General features: G+C 68.6%; 17 protein-coding genes and 1 pseudogene. 13 read left to right on the forward strand and 5 right to left on the reverse strand.

Annotated features, from left to right (window positions below; genetic code table 11):
- The 6 genes from ABZ070_RS02405 (at position 1) to ABZ070_RS02430 (ending at position 5,410) form a co-directional block, all read left to right on the forward strand.
- Positions 1–2,766 (forward strand): hypothetical protein, encoded by a 2,766-nt coding sequence (locus tag ABZ070_RS02405; protein ID WP_356629029.1) that lies wholly within the window; start codon positions 1–3, stop codon positions 2,764–2,766.
- Positions 2,767–2,776: 10 nt separating this feature from the next.
- A complete protein-coding gene (locus tag ABZ070_RS02410; RefSeq protein ID WP_356629031.1) occupies positions 2,777–3,205 on the forward strand; it encodes a hypothetical protein in 429 nt (142 codons plus the stop codon).
- A 65-nt stretch (positions 3,206–3,270) separates the two neighbouring features.
- Complete coding sequence (locus tag ABZ070_RS02415; RefSeq protein WP_356629033.1) at positions 3,271–4,221, forward strand: N-acetylmuramoyl-L-alanine amidase; 951 nt, start codon at positions 3,271–3,273, stop codon at positions 4,219–4,221.
- Positions 4,222–4,229: 8 nt separating this feature from the next.
- Positions 4,230–4,442 (forward strand): holin, encoded by a 213-nt coding sequence (locus ABZ070_RS02420; protein WP_356629036.1) that lies wholly within the window; start codon positions 4,230–4,232, stop codon positions 4,440–4,442.
- A 12-nt stretch (positions 4,443–4,454) separates the two neighbouring features.
- Positions 4,455–4,766: a hypothetical protein gene (locus ABZ070_RS02425; protein ID WP_356629038.1), complete on the forward strand. Its 312-nt coding sequence runs from the start codon at positions 4,455–4,457 to the stop codon at positions 4,764–4,766.
- Positions 4,763–5,410: a collagen-like protein gene (locus tag ABZ070_RS02430; RefSeq protein WP_356629040.1), complete on the forward strand. Its 648-nt coding sequence runs from the start codon at positions 4,763–4,765 to the stop codon at positions 5,408–5,410. The genes ABZ070_RS02425 and ABZ070_RS02430 overlap by 4 nt, the downstream gene beginning before the upstream one ends.
- 60 nt (positions 5,411–5,470) lie before the next feature.
- Here the strand turns inward: ABZ070_RS02430 and ABZ070_RS02435 are convergent, their stop codons facing one another.
- The gene (locus ABZ070_RS02435) at positions 5,471–6,214 is read right to left on the reverse strand and encodes a GntR family transcriptional regulator (protein WP_356629042.1); all 744 of its coding nucleotides are present in this window, start codon (positions 6,212–6,214) and stop codon (positions 5,471–5,473) included.
- A 146-nt stretch (positions 6,215–6,360) separates the two neighbouring features.
- Between ABZ070_RS02435 and ABZ070_RS02440 the strand changes: the two genes are divergently transcribed.
- The 5 genes from ABZ070_RS02440 (at position 6,361) to ABZ070_RS02460 (ending at position 8,138) form a co-directional block, all read left to right on the forward strand.
- Complete coding sequence (locus ABZ070_RS02440; RefSeq protein ID WP_356629044.1) at positions 6,361–6,564, forward strand: hypothetical protein; 204 nt, start codon at positions 6,361–6,363, stop codon at positions 6,562–6,564.
- Positions 6,561–6,686 carry a hypothetical protein gene (locus tag ABZ070_RS02445; protein WP_356629046.1) on the forward strand — a complete coding sequence of 42 codons (126 nt, stop codon included), beginning with the start codon at positions 6,561–6,563 and terminating at the stop codon, positions 6,684–6,686. Before ABZ070_RS02440 ends, ABZ070_RS02445 begins: the two co-directional genes overlap by 4 nt.
- Before the next feature lie 89 nt (positions 6,687–6,775).
- Positions 6,776–7,267, forward strand: a complete 492-nt coding sequence (locus ABZ070_RS02450) for a hypothetical protein (protein ID WP_356629048.1) — start codon at positions 6,776–6,778, stop codon at positions 7,265–7,267.
- A gap of 77 nt (positions 7,268–7,344) precedes the next feature.
- Complete coding sequence (locus ABZ070_RS02455; RefSeq protein WP_356629050.1) at positions 7,345–8,001, forward strand: class I SAM-dependent methyltransferase; 657 nt, start codon at positions 7,345–7,347, stop codon at positions 7,999–8,001.
- A gap of 5 nt (positions 8,002–8,006) precedes the next feature.
- Entirely contained in the window at positions 8,007–8,138 is a 132-nt protein-coding gene (locus ABZ070_RS02460; protein WP_356629052.1) for a hypothetical protein, read from the forward strand.
- A 209-nt stretch (positions 8,139–8,347) separates the two neighbouring features.
- Here ABZ070_RS02460 and ABZ070_RS02465 read toward each other — a convergent pair.
- Together ABZ070_RS02465 and ssd are read right to left on the reverse strand one after the other, a co-directional pair.
- A pseudogene (locus ABZ070_RS02465) lies at positions 8,348–8,926 on the reverse strand (ATPase, T2SS/T4P/T4SS family); the annotation flags it as partial.
- Entirely contained in the window at positions 8,923–10,026 is a 1,104-nt protein-coding gene (gene ssd, locus ABZ070_RS02470) for a septum site-determining protein Ssd (protein ID WP_356629054.1), read from the reverse strand. The pseudogene ABZ070_RS02465 and the gene ssd, both read right to left, overlap by 4 nt.
- A gap of 547 nt (positions 10,027–10,573) precedes the next feature.
- Here ssd and ABZ070_RS02475 point away from each other — a divergent pair.
- Positions 10,574–11,407, forward strand: a complete 834-nt coding sequence (locus ABZ070_RS02475) for an HAD-IB family hydrolase (protein ID WP_356629056.1) — start codon at positions 10,574–10,576, stop codon at positions 11,405–11,407.
- Between the two features lie 506 nt (positions 11,408–11,913).
- On the opposite strand, the gene ABZ070_RS02480 is transcribed toward ABZ070_RS02475, so the two are convergent.
- Entirely contained in the window at positions 11,914–12,744 is an 831-nt protein-coding gene (locus ABZ070_RS02480; RefSeq protein WP_356629058.1) for an oxidoreductase, read from the reverse strand.
- A gap of 102 nt (positions 12,745–12,846) precedes the next feature.
- Between ABZ070_RS02480 and ABZ070_RS02485 the strand changes: the two genes are divergently transcribed.
- Entirely contained in the window at positions 12,847–13,833 is a 987-nt protein-coding gene (locus tag ABZ070_RS02485; protein WP_356629060.1) for an ATP-binding protein, read from the forward strand.
- Between the two features lie 110 nt (positions 13,834–13,943).
- Here the strand turns inward: ABZ070_RS02485 and ABZ070_RS02490 are convergent, their stop codons facing one another.
- Positions 13,944–15,206, reverse strand: coding sequence for a hypothetical protein (locus tag ABZ070_RS02490; protein ID WP_356629062.1), 1,263 nt, complete (start codon positions 15,204–15,206; stop codon positions 13,944–13,946).
- Positions 15,207–15,367 lie beyond the last annotated feature (161 nt).

A 15,367-nucleotide genomic window follows, 5' to 3' on the forward strand; every position in this document is an offset into this window, starting at 1 on the left:
GTGGCGTTCCCGCAGACCCCGCTCGACGTGCTCGTCGAGCTGCTGCTCAACGGCACGTGGACAGACATCTCCCAGTTCGTCTACACCCGCGAGCCGATCACCATCACCGCCGGCCGAACGGACGAGGGGCAGCGTGTCGAACCCTCACGCTGCCAGCTCACCCTCAACAACCGCGACGGACGGTTCTCCGCCCGCAACCCGATGTCCCCGTACTACGGGCAGATCGGCCGCAACACCCCGATCCGGGTATCCGTTCCGGGTGACGACCCGTATCTCCTCATCGACGGCGACTCGTCCATCGCCACGACCCCGGACACCGCGGCGCTGGACATCACCGGCGACCTCGACGTGCGGATCGACGCACGCCTGGACTCCTTCGTGCCGGGCGACCGGATCGAGATGTGCGGCAAGTACCAGCTCACGAGCAATCAGCGCTCCTGGCGTCTGACGATCCAGGACGGCCGGATCTTCGCGGGCTGGTCCACCAACGGCACCGCCATCACCGAGTACGGATCCAGCGCGCTGACGCCGTTCACCGTCCCCTCCAACGGGCGCATCGCGCTGCGCTACACCCTGGACGTCAACAACGGGCTGGGCGGGCTGACGGTCACCTTCTACACCGCGCCCACCATGGCCGGCCCGTGGACCCAGCTTTCGCAGACCGTCACTACCACCGGCACGACGTCCATCTACAGCAGCACCGCACCGCTCGACATCGGCGCCCTGCCCACCAACTTCGTCCCGTTCCGCGGCCGCGTATACGGCTTCGAGCTGCGCAGCGGGATCGGCGGGACGGTCGTGGCGAACCCCGACTTCACCGCCCAGACACCAGGTGACACCAGCTTCGCCGACGCGGCCGGCCGCACGTGGTCCCTGACCGGCACGGCCGAGATCACCGACCGGGAGCCCCGGTTCACCGGCGAGGTCAGCAGCTGGCCCACAAGATGGGACGTGTCCGGCGAAGACATCTGGACGCCGATCGAGGCGGCCGGGATCATGCGCCGCCTCGGGCAGGGCAACAAGGCCCTCGACTCCACGCTGCGACGCGCGGTGCCCAGCTTCGAGCCGCTCGCCTACTGGCCCATGGAGGAGGGCGTCAACGCAGTCCAGGCCTACTCGCCGATCGCCGGCGTCTCCCCGCTCAAGCTGGCGGGCGCCACGTGGGCGCAGGCCGACACCCTGGCCTCCTCGCTACCGCTGCCCGTCCTCGCATCGAACACCGGCGTGCCACGCCGGATGTCCGGCGCCGTGCCCGCTCCACCCCCGGGGTGGACGGGCTGGCAGGTGCGGTGGATCTACCGCAACGACGACCCCGACTCGACACGGTGGACGTTCATGCGGATCCTCTGCAACAGCGGCACAGTCCGTCAGTGGTTCATCCAGAGTCGAGACATCGACAGCTATATCCGTGGCCTGGACGCAGACGGCTCTATCGTCTTCGAGCTGATCATCGGCACTTCGCTGGACCTGTTCAACCAGTGGGTCAGTGTGGACTTTCACGCCGAGCAGAACGGCGGAAACGTCGATTGGCGCGTGGACTGGCAGGACGTCGGCGGCGACGCGGGCGGAGGGGACGGCAGTTTCGCTGGCACGCTCGGGGCTGTCACCTCCGTGGGCAGCCCGGAGGGCGGCTTCGCGACTGCGCTCGACGGAATGGCCATCGGACACATCTCCGTGTGGCCGACGACCATCACGGCCGCCTACGACGGCGCCATCACCGGCTGGGTGGGCGAGACCGCCGCCGACCGGCTGTCCCGCCTGGCGTCGGAAGAGACCCGCCTCGACATCGCCCAGTTCCCGGGCGACTGGGAGATCGACAGCCAGGCCATGGGGCCACAGCGGCCGGCCGAGCTGCTCGACCTGCTACGCGAGTGCGCCGACGCCGACGGCGGAATCCTGTACGAGGACCGCGAGCGCCTGGCCCTGATCTACCGGGACCGCGCCAGCCTCTACAACCAGGCCCCGACCTTGTCCCTCGACTACACGACCGAGGGCGAGGTCGGCCCGCCCCTCGAGCCGATCGAGGACGACCAGCGGCTGCGCAACGACATCACCGTCACGCGCACCGGCGGCTCCTCGGGCCGCGTCGTCATCGAGGACGGACCGCTGTCCGTGCAAGCTCCGGAGGACGGCGGCGTCGGCATCTACGACGAGGCCGTCACCCTGAACCTGGACAGCGACGACCAGACCGAGCCGATCGCCGGATGGCGCGCGCACCTCGGCACGTGGGACGAGGCCCGGTATGCGTCCGTGCGGCTGATGCTGCACGCGGCGCCGCACCTCATCCCCGACGTACTGGCTATGCAGCTCGGCGACCTCGGGGTCATTGAGAACCCGCCAGCCCACCTGCCGCCCGAGGACATCGAGTTCCTCATCCAGGGCTACACCGAGATCCTCGACCAGTACACGTGGGACGTCGTGCTCAACGCGACGCCCGCGGGGCCGTGGCGGGTCCTCGAGCTGGACACCGACGACTACTCGCGTCTCGACACCGCAGGCTGCCAGCTGGCGGCGGGCGTGGACGCGGACGACACGTCGCTGTCCCTGGCCACCACCGACGGCCCGGTCTGGGTGAACTCGTCCGCCTACGCCAGCGACTTTCCCTTCGACATCCGCGTCGGGGGCGAGGTCATGACGGTCACGGCGATCACCGGCACCACGTCGCCGCAGACCGCGACCGTCACCCGATCCGTCAACGGGATCGTCAAGTCGCACGCGTTGGGCACCGCCGTGCAACTGTCCCGGCCCGTCGTCATCCCCCTGTAAGGAGGCAGCTGTGGCATACGACCCGTTTTTGGCCGGGCAGAAAGCGACCGCCAACCTGCTCAACACCCGCATCATCGAACTCGTCATGGACTGGACCGACCTGGACGCAATCGGCTCCTACACTGCAAACGGCTCGGCCAGCACGGCCGTCCCGCAGATGCGGATCGTCAGCGACATGGGCACCATCCGCTGGGACTTCAAAGGCCGCATCAACACCACCGGCCTCAGCGCCGCGACCACCACGGCCATCTTCACCTTCGACGGCGACTATCAGGTCAGCCAGGAAGAAGGCTTTTCGGCCTACGCCGCGGGCACGTCGCACTACCCCTGCCGGCTCGGTTTCATGACGTCCGGCAACCTGACGGTCTCGGTCCCGACCGGGATCAGCGTGCCCACGGGTGTGTGGCTGTCGGGCAAGTCCATCTACGACCCGCAGTAGACCGCCCCACCTGTCTCCCGCCCCGCCGCCAGATGGCCGGGGCCTTCTTCATGTCTGGAGGTCTCGTGGCCTGGTACCCAGCCGCCACACGGTACGAGCTGCAACCCGAGTCGGACGCCCAGCCCGCGATCCGGCCGACGCAGTTCATCGTCCATTCGATCATCGCCCCGTGGACGGCGAAGCGGACCTACGAGTTCTGGCGGGACTCCACCAACTTGGAGTCCCACTTCGGTCTCGGCTACGAAGGTGACCTCGGGCAGTTCATCGGCACCGAGACCCGCGCCGACGCGAACGCCGGCGCCAACCGGCGAGCCGACGGAACCGGCGCAGTGTCCATCGAGACCGCGTCGAACACCAAGGGCACTGACCCGTGGACCGACGCGCAGATCCGCGAACTCATCGAGCTCGGCGTCTGGCTGCACAAGCGGCACGGCATCCCCCTGAGGATCTGCCGCAGCCACGCCGACCCGGGGTTCGGCTACCACTCGATGTTCCCGCAGTGGTCGACGTCGGGCACCGCGTGCCCTGGCAAGGCCCGTATCCGGCAGTTCCGCGAGGTCGTGTTCCCGGGGATCGTCGCGGCCGCCGCCGGTAAGACACCACCCGCCCCCGCCCCGTCCGAGGAGAACGACGTGCCCACCAACTGGAACCGCGCGACCGAGAACGAGCGCAACCTTGCCCCTGCGGAATGGACCGTCGTCTCCGCCGAGTCGGCCGACCTCGTCACCGGGGCCAGCGCCTATACCGGGTCGATGTTCCTCACCCTGACCGCGCCCGCCGGCGGCACCGTGCAAGGCCGCTGGTTCCACGTCCGCCCCGACGGGTCTCGCTGGGTGGGCCCGATCGCCGAGCGGCAGACCACCGGAGGCAGCAGCTTCGTCGACTTTCCGCACGCCGGCAGCGTCGACCCGGCCGAGAAGGTCCGCTTCGAAGCCGTCTACTACCCGGCCGACGAGAACGACACCACTCCCGCATCAATCACCTCCGCGCGCCTGCGCGGCCTGTACTGGAAGTGAGAACAGCCATGGCTGCACCCGTAGAGAAGAAGGTCACCGTCGCGAGCGTCGCGACCTACCTCGGCAGCACCGGCCTGCTCGCCGTGCTGACCGCCGTCCAGGACAACGCCGGCCTGGTCGCCGGACTGCCCGACGGCATCGAGCCGTTCGTGCTCGCACTCATCCCCACCGCCCTCACATTCGTCAGCGGCTGGGCCGCGAAGCACACCCCGCGCGCCTGATCGGAGCACCCCGTGGCAGACGAGCTGACCCTCGGAGAACTGGACCGTCGATTCGAGGATCGGTTCGCCGACGTCCGCGAGGACATCCAGCAGCTTGGCGTGCGGCTCGACGGCCGCGTCTCCCTCGAGCGCTACCAACTGGAACGCGAGGCGCGCGACAAGGAAATCGCCGCGATCACCGAGCGGGTCAAAGGCCTCGAGGACGCGGCCAAGGAGAAGGAGAAGCAGCGCCAGACCGACCGACGGCTGATCTTCTTCAGCCTGATCGTGCCCGTGCTGCTCCTCGCCATCCAGCTGTACAACGCCAACAAGGGGGGTACGTGAGCACGCACAAGATGCAGCGTCGCGACCCGGTCACCGTCCTGTTCGGCGTGCTCCTCGCCGGCCTGGTGGCGTACATCTGGTGGGCGACGAGCCAGATCTCCGCAGACCTGCAGACCGCCAACCAGGCACGCGATGCCCTGGCCGCCCAGGTGCAGCAGCTGGGCGAGAAGCCCGTCGCAGGCCCGCCCGGCAGCCGCGGCGAGCCAGGCAAGGGAGTCGTCGGACCGACCGGACCACCCGGCGCGCCTGGTGACGACGGGCCCACTGGCCCACCAGGGCCGATCGGACCGACCGGCCCGGTAGGCGAATCAGGCACGCCCGGCGTGGGCGAAACCGGCGCTCCCGGACAGGACGGGGCCGCGGGTGAGGCAGGCCCGCCCGGGCCACAAGGCGAGGCAGGACCTGCAGGACCCGCCGGCCCGGCTGGTCCGCAAGGGCCGCAAGGGCCGCAGGGCGAACGCGGCGAGCAGGGCCCCGCCGGGCCGTCCGGGGCCGCGTGCCCCGAGGGCTACTCCTGGCAGACCCCGAGCTACGACCCGGATGCGAAGGTCTGCCGCCGCGACGTGGCACCGCTGCCCGCCGATGAGGGGCCGTCCATCCCGTCGCCGCTCGCTCTGGATCCGAACCGCCGGCAGTACCCCTGATGCACCGCGCCCCCTGCCTCGTCCTCCGGGATCGGGCAGGGGGCGTTTTCGTGCGCGGGGTCAGGCGTCGGGAGCGGCCTCGATGGCGTACTCGTACCCGACGACAAGCCGGTACGGCAGGCACCACTCGCCATACTCGAGGACACCCTCGTCGTCCCACAGGCGGTGCGCTCCGGCGAGGATCGGCGACCCGACCCGGACGCCGAGGAAAGACGCCTCGCGCTCGTCCGCTTCCCGCGCGTGGACATCATCCCTGCCGTTCGTCACCTGACGGCCCGTCGCGGCCTGGATCCGGGGCAGCAGGCCCGCGGCCTTGTCGCGCGCGGTGGACAGCATCTCGGGCACAAGGCCGGCGAATCGGGCCGGGTACCAGGTGACGGCAAGCATGGTGCGCTGCGTGCCCTTACCGGTGTGCCACTGGCGGCGCACGACCTGGTCCCCGTCGTCGAGGTCGAAGAGTTCAGCAACGTACTGCGGAGGCTTGACGATCTCGGCTGCGGTGACGATGAGCGTCTCGCCGTCACCAAGAACGGACCCGGTACGCAGGACACGAGTGATGCGGTCGTACCCGGACGCAGCAACGCTTGGAGCGTTAGCCACGAACGTGCCCCTGCGCGACGTGGTGATGTAGCCCTCCACCTGCAGGTGGTCCAGGGCGCGGCCGAGGGTGGCGACGGCGACGCCTTCCTGCTGCGCAAGTTCGCGTTGCCCGGGAAGCTTCGCGCCTTCGGATAGGGCGCCGTCGAGGATGCGCCGGCGGATGCGCTCGGCCACCTGCATGTACGGGTACTGGTCGTCTGGCATATGCGCTCCTCGCACCGTGTCCTAGGTCACCGGCGACTGTACTAGTTCACCGGTAACTCGGGCGAGGGAAAGGCGTGTTGCACCCTTCCAAGCTGTCCTAGGTCACGCTACGGTCTGACCTAGGACACGCGCGAAGGAGAGCGTTGATGGCCCCAACTCCCCACGCCTTACCGGCGATCAGCACCCTGTCTCAGAGGCAGCAGCGCGGCATGGACTGCGTCCACTGCGGCATCGTCCTCACGGCAGAGACCGCGGTCGACCTCGGGCCACGACGACTGCGCATCGCCGACCACATCACACACTGGTTCCCCCGCGCCTGCCGACGCCACCCGAAGGGGGTGACGTCGTGATCTGCGCACGCTGCGACCGGCCGATCCTCCCCGGCCAGGACTACGAAGTCGTCGACAAGCCATCCGGCTCCGGCTGCGGCACCACGCTCCACCTCCACCGCGCCTGCCCGCGCGGCAACTGACTCCCGCTCCGGCCGAACTCCCTGGCAGGACCGCGGCCGGAGCGGCCCCGCAAATCCGTCGCACCACCAACGTGCAGGAGGAATTGCCCATGAGCACAGCCGTTCAGGCGCAGGTGAAGACCCGCGATCCGCAGGTCATCCTCAACGCCGTCCAACCGCACATCCGGCACCTCACCATCAACGTGTCGGACGGCGGCACCCTCTGGGAGCGCGAGATCTCACTCCTGCTCCGCGACAACACCATGGTCCGCAACATGGCCGAGCGGATCCTCGCCAACGCCGTGATGTACACCATCACCGCCATGGAGCACCCCGAGGTCCACCTCGGCGTCGGCAAGATGGTCGACATCGGCGTCCACCAGCTCATCCTCGACACCCCCGTCTACTTCGCCCTCTGCGACGTCTACAACGGCGGCGCCTACAAGCACCATGCCCCGTTCATCCAGCGCCGCACCGATGGGCTGTGCCTGCGCACCGCAGATTTCCTGCAAGCCAACGGCTTCGACATCGACGAAGAGCTCTGGGCCATCGACGGCGCGAACTGCTCCCCGTGCGACAGCAAGGTCCCGGACAGCCACTGACCGCCCCTAGGCTGGCCCCTGCCCTCTTCCCCCCGAGGAGGGCAGGGGCCTCACCGTTCCCGCCCGAAGGGAGTGCCGTGCCCGCACGTCACGACATTGATGCTGAGACTGAACTCTGGGACGCCTACGCCAGCAGCGCCTTCAAGGACGACATGGAGCCGGTATTCAACTGGACCCAGTACGCCGGACATGGACCAGGCCCCGAGCTGCTCGGTGAGCCGAAGTCCGTGCTGGAGATCGGATGCGGCACCGGCCGGGCCCTCGCCATCCTCGCACGGCGGGGCGTCAAAGCGACCGGCGTGGACCTGTCACCCGTCATGGTCAAGAAGACGACGGAGCGGTGGGGGCCGCTCGGTGTCGACTTCGTCTGTGCCGAGGTGCTCGACCACCTGCGCGAGTCCACCGCCACGTATGACGCGATCTACTCCGTGTTCGGGGCCGTCTGGTTCACCGACCCGGCCAAGCTGTTCCCGCTCCTTGGGGACCGGCTGAACCCTGGCGGCGTGCTCGCCTTCTCCCACCCGCCGGCCATCCCGGGCGCCTACGGGCCGCAGGGCATGTACAAGGGCGGATTCGCCGGGAAGGCCATGTACACCTACCGGTACAGCTACACGCCCCGCCGGTGGACCAGCCTCCTCGAGCGACACGGCTTCCGTAATATCGAGGCCCGCGTGCTAGACGCGCCGGAGCCCGGCCATATCGGAACGCTGCTCGTCACCGCCCGCGTAGCCTGACCGCCATGGCCAACGAATGGATCGATCCGCGGTACGCCGAGCTGGTCGCTGCGTGGAAGCGGGCGCAGGAACCGCCGCCGCGTGATCCGGACGAGCCGCGTCCTGTGCGTGGCTTCATCGTCCCGCCCAAGCGCTGAGGCATCCTGGAGCCCCGGTCGTCTGCGTCCCCGTCGCAGTCGGCCGGGGCTCTTTTGCGCCCAACCTTGGATTCGAAGGGTGGCGGCATACACCACCGAGCACGACTTCGAGAAGACGCAAACGTGCAGGTCAGAGGCTTGAAGAATCACTTTACGCGCGCCAGTAAAGTGATCACCCGATAGAGGCGTCATAGAGCGCTCTTGGGGTTCCCCGACCCGGTGCCGCCGCTGATCAGGAACGACAGCCGTGCCTCGATCAGCGCGCGCAGCAGCCTGTCCCCGCCGGGTGGCACCGTCCCCTCGGCCACCAACTCACCTACGGAGAAGGCCCGGGGTCGGACAACGCGCAGCGACAGACAGGTCGAGCCGACCGCCACGGGTGGAATCACGGCATGCATCCGTGTCCCGTCCGGCAGGCGGGCATCCACCCACGGGCGGGCGTCGTCCAGCCTCCGCTCGGCAATTGCGGCAAGCCGCTGGGCCAGCCTGCGCACCGACGCCGCATCGGCGAACGTCACCTTGGTGAGCTCCAGTCCCCTGCCACGGTCCACCCACACGCGGTCGGGTGCGGAGACCAGCACATCCGTGACCGACGGGTCTGCCAGCAGCGGTTCCAGCGGTCCGGTACCCACCAGCTCGCACCGCAACCTCTCTGTACCGCCGAGCACTTCGGCGTCTCCGAGCAGCCTTCCCTGCGCCCGCAGCGCCGCCGCCACCCGCGCCGGTGTGGGCTCCGCCCCGCTCTCGGCAAGCCGCTGCCTCACGGCCTCTAGCAGCCCCGCGCTCATGCGACACCCTCCCCGGCCAGGGCCCGCTCCCAGAAAGCGGCGCAGAACCTGGCGAGGGGACCACGGCCGTTCGAGCCCGGCGGTTCTCCTCCACTCTGCCCCGACGGCAGGCCGGGCTCGACGGGGAGCTCGCCGGCGAGCGGCAGCCCCAGCGCATCGGCCACCCACTGCTCGTCCAGCCCGGGCGCATACGGCCCACGCACCACCGCCCGCAGATCCGGCAGGACCATGCCCACGGCCGAGGCGACCCTGTTGGCCGCGGCGACCGCCCGCAGTTCGCCCGGCACGACCAGCAGCCCGAGGTCCAACTGGGCCAGCGCCTCGGCCACGCCTTCGTCGACGCGGCGCGGCAGGTCGACGACCACGACTCCGCCCCGCCTGCGGGCCGCTGCGAGAACCGACCGCATGGCTTCCGGGGGGATCACCACGGAATCCCCGCGGTCCCAGCTGAGCACCCGCAGGGCATGCAGCGCCGGCAGTGACTCCTCCAGCGCGCCGCCTGCAACACGCCCCTTCGAAGCGGCGAAATCCGGCCAGCGCCGACCCTCGACGTGCTCTCCCCCGAGCAGCACGTCGAGCCCTCCGCCCAGAGGGTCGCCGTCGACCAGCATGGTGCGGCGGCCTCCACGCGCCGCTGTCACAGCCAGCGCCGTCGCCAGCGTCGAGGCGCCTGCGCCGCCACGGCCGCCGATCACTCCGACCGTGAGCGCCTGCCGGCCGACGCCCTCGGCCACGTCCGCGATGCGGTCGACGAGCCAGCTCTCGGCGTCGGGCAGCCGCAGCACGCAATCGGCGCCGATCTCCACCGCACGCCGCCAGACTTCCGGGTCGTCCTGGTCCCGGCCCACGAGCAGCACCCCTCGTCGGCGCGTGGCGCCTCTGCACCGCCCGGCAGCGTCGTCTCCGACGAGGACGAGAGGCGCGTCCTCCCAGCCTTCCTTCCGCTCCGGCAGGGCATGGTGCACGTCCGGCTCGGCGCCGGCCGCCGCGCACAGGCGCAGCAGATCGTCGAGCAGGTCCATGTCCTCCGTGACGATCAGGGGTCCGCCCCGCCGCTCCTCCGCGGCGTGCGGTCGGTCCGATGTGATGGATCCGGCCACGAGCTCCACCTCTTCTGTCTGTGATCTCGCATCGCCTCGAGATCCGTGATTCCTGCGCTCCGCGACTTACGCGGCTGGAATCACGGTGCAGCCCAGTGAAAAATCGTGTGGATCTTGCTGAAAAACTGTGGACAACTAGCCACTTGTGAATATCCCTGTAGCTCATACCAGTGAGTACTAGGGCGCCTCGTGGACGCATCTCGGCGGGTCACTCGATCCTGCTGCCGGGCTCACGGACAGGGCTGCCGGAGAGCAGCACGATGACTACCGAGAGTGACTAATCTGGGGGTGAGCCGTCCGGTGGCAGTGAGGCAGGCGCGAGGGACGCGGAAGCGGCCGCGAGTACGGGAGAACCGGGAAAACGTGCCCGGACATGCGACGACCCCCGCCGGGGGGGAGAGCGGGGGTCGTCTCTCCGGCCGACTCGGGGGGGGAGGAGCCGGACCGGGTTAGCACGGTCGCGAACGATCCGTGACTTCCATGGTGTACCCGAGAGCCTTCTCAGGCAAACCCACACGCCCCAGCGTACGCCGAATGGCGGGCACATATGCTCAGGCTCGTGGAAAACCACTCCTTGCCGCGCACTGCCGCCTTCTTTGACCTGGACAAGACGGTCATTGCGAAGTCATCGACTCTGACCTTCAGCAAGTCCTTCTACCAAGGCGGGCTGATCAACCGGCGCGCCGTACTGCGTACTGCCTATACCCAGTTCGTTTTTCTCGCGGGCGGTGCGGACCACGACCAGATGGAACGGATGCGGCAGTACCTGTCGGCGCTCTGCAGGGGCTGGAACGTCCAGCAGGTGAAGGAGATCGTCGCGGAGACGCTCCACGACCTCATCGACCCGATCATCTACGACGAGGCCGCGTCACTCATCGAGGAGCACCACGCCGCCGGCCGAGATGTGGTCATCGTCTCCACCTCCGGCGCGGAGGTCGTCGAACCGATCGGCGAGCTGCTCGGCGCCGACCGGGTCGTGGCCACCCGCATGGTGGTCGGCGAGGACGGCTGCTACACCGGCGAGGTGGAGTACTACGCGTACGGGCCGACCAAGGCGGAGGCGGTCAAGGAACTCGCCGCGTCCGAGGGGTACGACCTGGCTCGCTGCTACGCCTACAGCGACTCCGTCACCGACGTCCCCATGCTGGAGTCGGTCGGGCATCCCTACGCCGTCAATCCGGGGCGCGAACTCCGCCGTGAGGCGACGCTGCGGGACTGGCCGATTCTCGACTTCAACCGTCCGGTACGGCTCAAGCGGCGACTGCCGACCTTCTCCATGGCCCCGCGCCCGACACTCATGGCAGCGGCGGCTGTCGGCGCGGCGGCCGCGACCGCCGGACTGGTCTGGTACGCGAGCCGCCGGCGCAGCACCATCACATAGGCCCCTGTTGACCATGCACGGGCGATCGCGGTCCGGCCCTCGGACGCAGCCGGACCTACCTGGTCGTTTCACCCTGTTTGAACCTAAAAGTAAAGAAGTGCAGGTAGGGCTTCCACATCGCCGCCCGCAGTAGTACAAAGGGTTTAACGGCCCGCGAGACCGAGGCTCATCCGAAAGGATCACCTTTAAAACGCAAAAAGGCCCCACGGACCGAAGCATGAAAACCGAGCACCCACGCGACGTCGACCCGTCGATTACGGGCCAGCCGCACCAGGTGACGGGCAAAGTACCCGACCTGATGGGCAAATTTCGAGGACGCATGGTAACTCGGGGATCGTGCCAGCGGCGGTACCGAACCGGTACCGCCGCAACCCGTTTCAGGCCTTTTCGGCCTCGATACCTTCGAAGGCCAGGACTCTCGGGCAGGTCAGGCTCGTGCAGCTCAGAGGCGTGCAGGTCAGACGCAGGGCTCTCGCCCACGGCTCACACCGTGGCTCCCCCGCCCGTCAGGCAGCGCCGCGCTGAAGCGCCTCGCACACCGCCGTCGACTCCCTGACGCCGAGCTCCACCGCGCGGCCGCAGTGCTTGATCCATGCGGCCATCCCGTCCGGCGTGCCGGTCAGGTACGCCTCGAACGCCGAGACGTAGGCGGCTCTGCCCTGCTCCGCATGGCCTACCTCCGCCGGGCAGATCGACTTGGGGTCGAGGCCGCTGCCGATCAGCACGATGCGCTCGGCCGCCCTCGCGACCAGCCCGTTGTTCGAGCAGAACGGCCGCAGCGCCAGCAGTTCGCCATGCACGACCGCCGCCGTCACCAGCGCCGGCGCCTCGCTTCCCGCGATGATCAGCTCCGCCAGGCCGTCGAGCCGGCCCGTCAGCTCGGCCACCTCCGGCAGCGGTGCCTCGATGAGCGGTTCGTCGACCGTCTCGCCGGGGAGGCGCGGCCGGCCGACCGTATCGTCGTCACCGGAACCGCTCGCCGCGACGAGGTGCAGCCGGGCCAGGACCCGGAGCGGCGACTGCCGCCAGATCGACAGCAGTTGGCCCGCCTCGGCGGTGAGCCGCAGAGCGGCGCCGACCGTGCGCGCTTCGGGCTCGCTGCCGAAGTCGGTGCGCCTGCGGACCTCCTCAAGAGCCCAGTCCGCCCCCGCGAGCGCGGCGGAACCGCGAGCCCCGCGCAGCGCGGCCTCGGAGGTGATCTCGCTACTGCGACGGCGCATGACCCGGTGTCCGTAGACCCGGTCGACGGCCTTGCGCACGGAGTCCACGGAGTCGGCGACGCCGGGCAGGGTGCCGAGGGCGGCAAGCGGATCGGCCGACGAGGCGTTCGTACTCATAAGTATCGAGGCTACGCGCCTGGACCGGGCGCCCCACCTTGGAGTGGTCTTCCTCACGATTGATGGGCACGCCATGAAATCACTCCGCTACGGTAGGTGAACATGAAGATCGCTTTCGTAGGGAAGGGCGGCAGCGGCAAGACGACGCTGTCATCCCTGTTCATCCGCCACCTTGCCGCCAATGAAGCCCCCGTCGTCGCGGTGGACGCCGACATCAACCAGCACCTCGGCGCAGCGCTCGGCCTCGACGAAGCAGAAGCGGCCGCGCTGCCCGCCATGGGCGCGCATCTGCCCCTGATCAAGGACTATTTGCGCGGTTCGAACCCCCGCATCGCCTCGGCCGAAACAATGATCAAGACGACGCCTCCGGGCAGAGGGTCGCGGCTGTTGCGCGTCGTCGAGGACAACCCGGTGTACGACGCCTGCGCCCGCACGGTTCGTCTCGACGACGGCGACATCAGGCTCATGGCCACCGGGCCCTTCACCGAGTCGGACCTGGGCGTCTCCTGCTACCACTCCAAGGTCGGGGCGGTCGAACTCTGCCTGAACCACCTCGTCGACGGGCAGGACGAGTACGTCGTCGTCGACATGACAGCGGGGTCCGACTCCTTCGCCTCCGGGATGTTCACCCGGTTCGACATGACGTTCCTGGTCGCCGAACCGACGCGCAAGGGCGTGTCGGTCTATCGCCAGTACAAGGAGTACGCCCGCGACTTCGGCGTGGCGCTGAAGGTCGTAGGCAACAAGGTGCAGGGCCTGGACGACATCGAGTTCCTCCGTGAGGAGACGGGGGACGACTTGCTCGTCACAGTCGGGCACTCGGAGTGGGTTCGCTGCATGGAGAAGGGACGCCCCTCCCGCTTCGAACTGCTGGAGGCGGACAACCGCATGGCGCTGCAGGCCCTGCAGAACGCGGCGGAGGACTCGTACGCGAACCGCGACTGGGAGCACTACACCCGCCAGATGGTGCACTTTCACATGAAGAACGCGGAGAGCTGGGGCAACGCCAAGACCGGTGCCGACCTGGCCGCACAGGTCGATCCAGCATTCGTGCTCGGCGAGCAGACGCTCGTGCCGCAACTCGGCTGACCAGTCGCCCACCGGTCGAGTCCTCCGGCCGATACCGTCCGCCGGAGGACTCATCGGCAGGAGACACCCGCCGTCCGGGGCCGGCGCCCGCTGCCGAAAGCGAGGCGTGCTCAGCGCTTCTCGGCCGGCTTCCGGGCCGCCGGCGGAGCCGCTCGGGCCACCGACCTATCGGCCAGATACTGATCCCAGCCGCCCCTCGGCGCCTCCCCCACCTCCAGTTGGCGCAGTTTTGCCAGGACCTTCGGGTCCTGCGCGTCCAGCCAGTCGACCAGCTGACGGAACGACACGCACTTCACGTCCTTGTTCACACACACCGTCGCGATCGTTTCCTCGATCGCGCGCATGTACGTGCCGCCGTTCCACGATTCGAAGTGGTTGCCGATGATCAGGGGTGCGCGGTTGCCCTGGTAGGCACGGTAGAAGGCCTGGATCAGGCCGTCGCGCATCTGGTTGCCCCAGTACCTGTGCTTCGACGGGTCACCCTTGGACGTGCCGGACTGGTTGACCATGAAGTTGTAGTCCATCGACAGCGTCTCGAAGGACCGACCGGGAACCGGGACCAGCTGGAGGGAGAGGTCCCACAGACCGAGTTCCTTGTCGGGCCACACCTGGCTGTCGATGCCGCTGGTGTCGTAGCGGAAGCCCAGCTCGCTCGCGGCACGCATGAAGTTCTTCCGGCCTTCCAGGCACGGCGTACGGGCTCCGATGAGCTCCTTTTCGTAGTCGAAGGGAAGGGGCTCCGCGCCGGCGAGGCCTGCGTTGGTCTTCCAGTTCTTCACGAACGCCTTGGCCTGGCTGATCTCGCTCTTCCACTCCTCGACGGACCAGCTTCCCACCCCACGCTTGCCGCAGAAGTGACCGTTGAAGTGGGTGCCCACCTCGTTGCCGTCGAGCCAGGCGCCGCGCAGCTCACGAACGGTGTCCCTGATGCCCTGGACGTCGTTGAAGCCGATGTCCGAGCGTCCGGCGGGGTATTTGGGCGGGTCGTACATGCTCCGCTTCTTCTCCGGGAGGAGATAGACGCCGCTGAGGAAGTACGTCATCGTCATGTCGTACTTCTTGCCGACCTTGCGGAAGTGTGAGAACAGCTTCTGGCTGTCCTCACCGGCGCCGTCCCAGGAAAACACCACGAACTGTGGGGGCGTCTCCCCCGGCTTCAGCCGCTCGGGTTTCAGCAGCCCGGGCTGAGTACCGGTGAACGCGGTGGATCCGTCGCCGATGAGGCGGACCGCGCCCTTGGGCGCCGCGACGCCTTTCTTGCCTGAACCGCCTGATGACTCGAGGCTGTCGAATCCGGAGCACCCGGCGAGACCTGCGACCAGCGCCGCGGCGACGGCGCCGACGGCGACAACCCTCCTCGTGGCGACCAACATCCGCCCACCTCATTCCTGTGCCGATGCGACTGTCTGACGGTGGCCCGGGGCAACCGCCAAACTCGCATCGCGAGGCAGGGAGGAAAGGCATGACAAGCCGTATCAAATGACTAATCGCCGAATCGGGTGAACAACTGCCCCATTTGCGCAAAAAATAATGC

This window comes from Streptomyces sp. NPDC006283 (assembly GCF_040613325.1).
GTDB lineage: Bacteria > Actinomycetota > Actinomycetes > Streptomycetales > Streptomycetaceae > Streptomyces.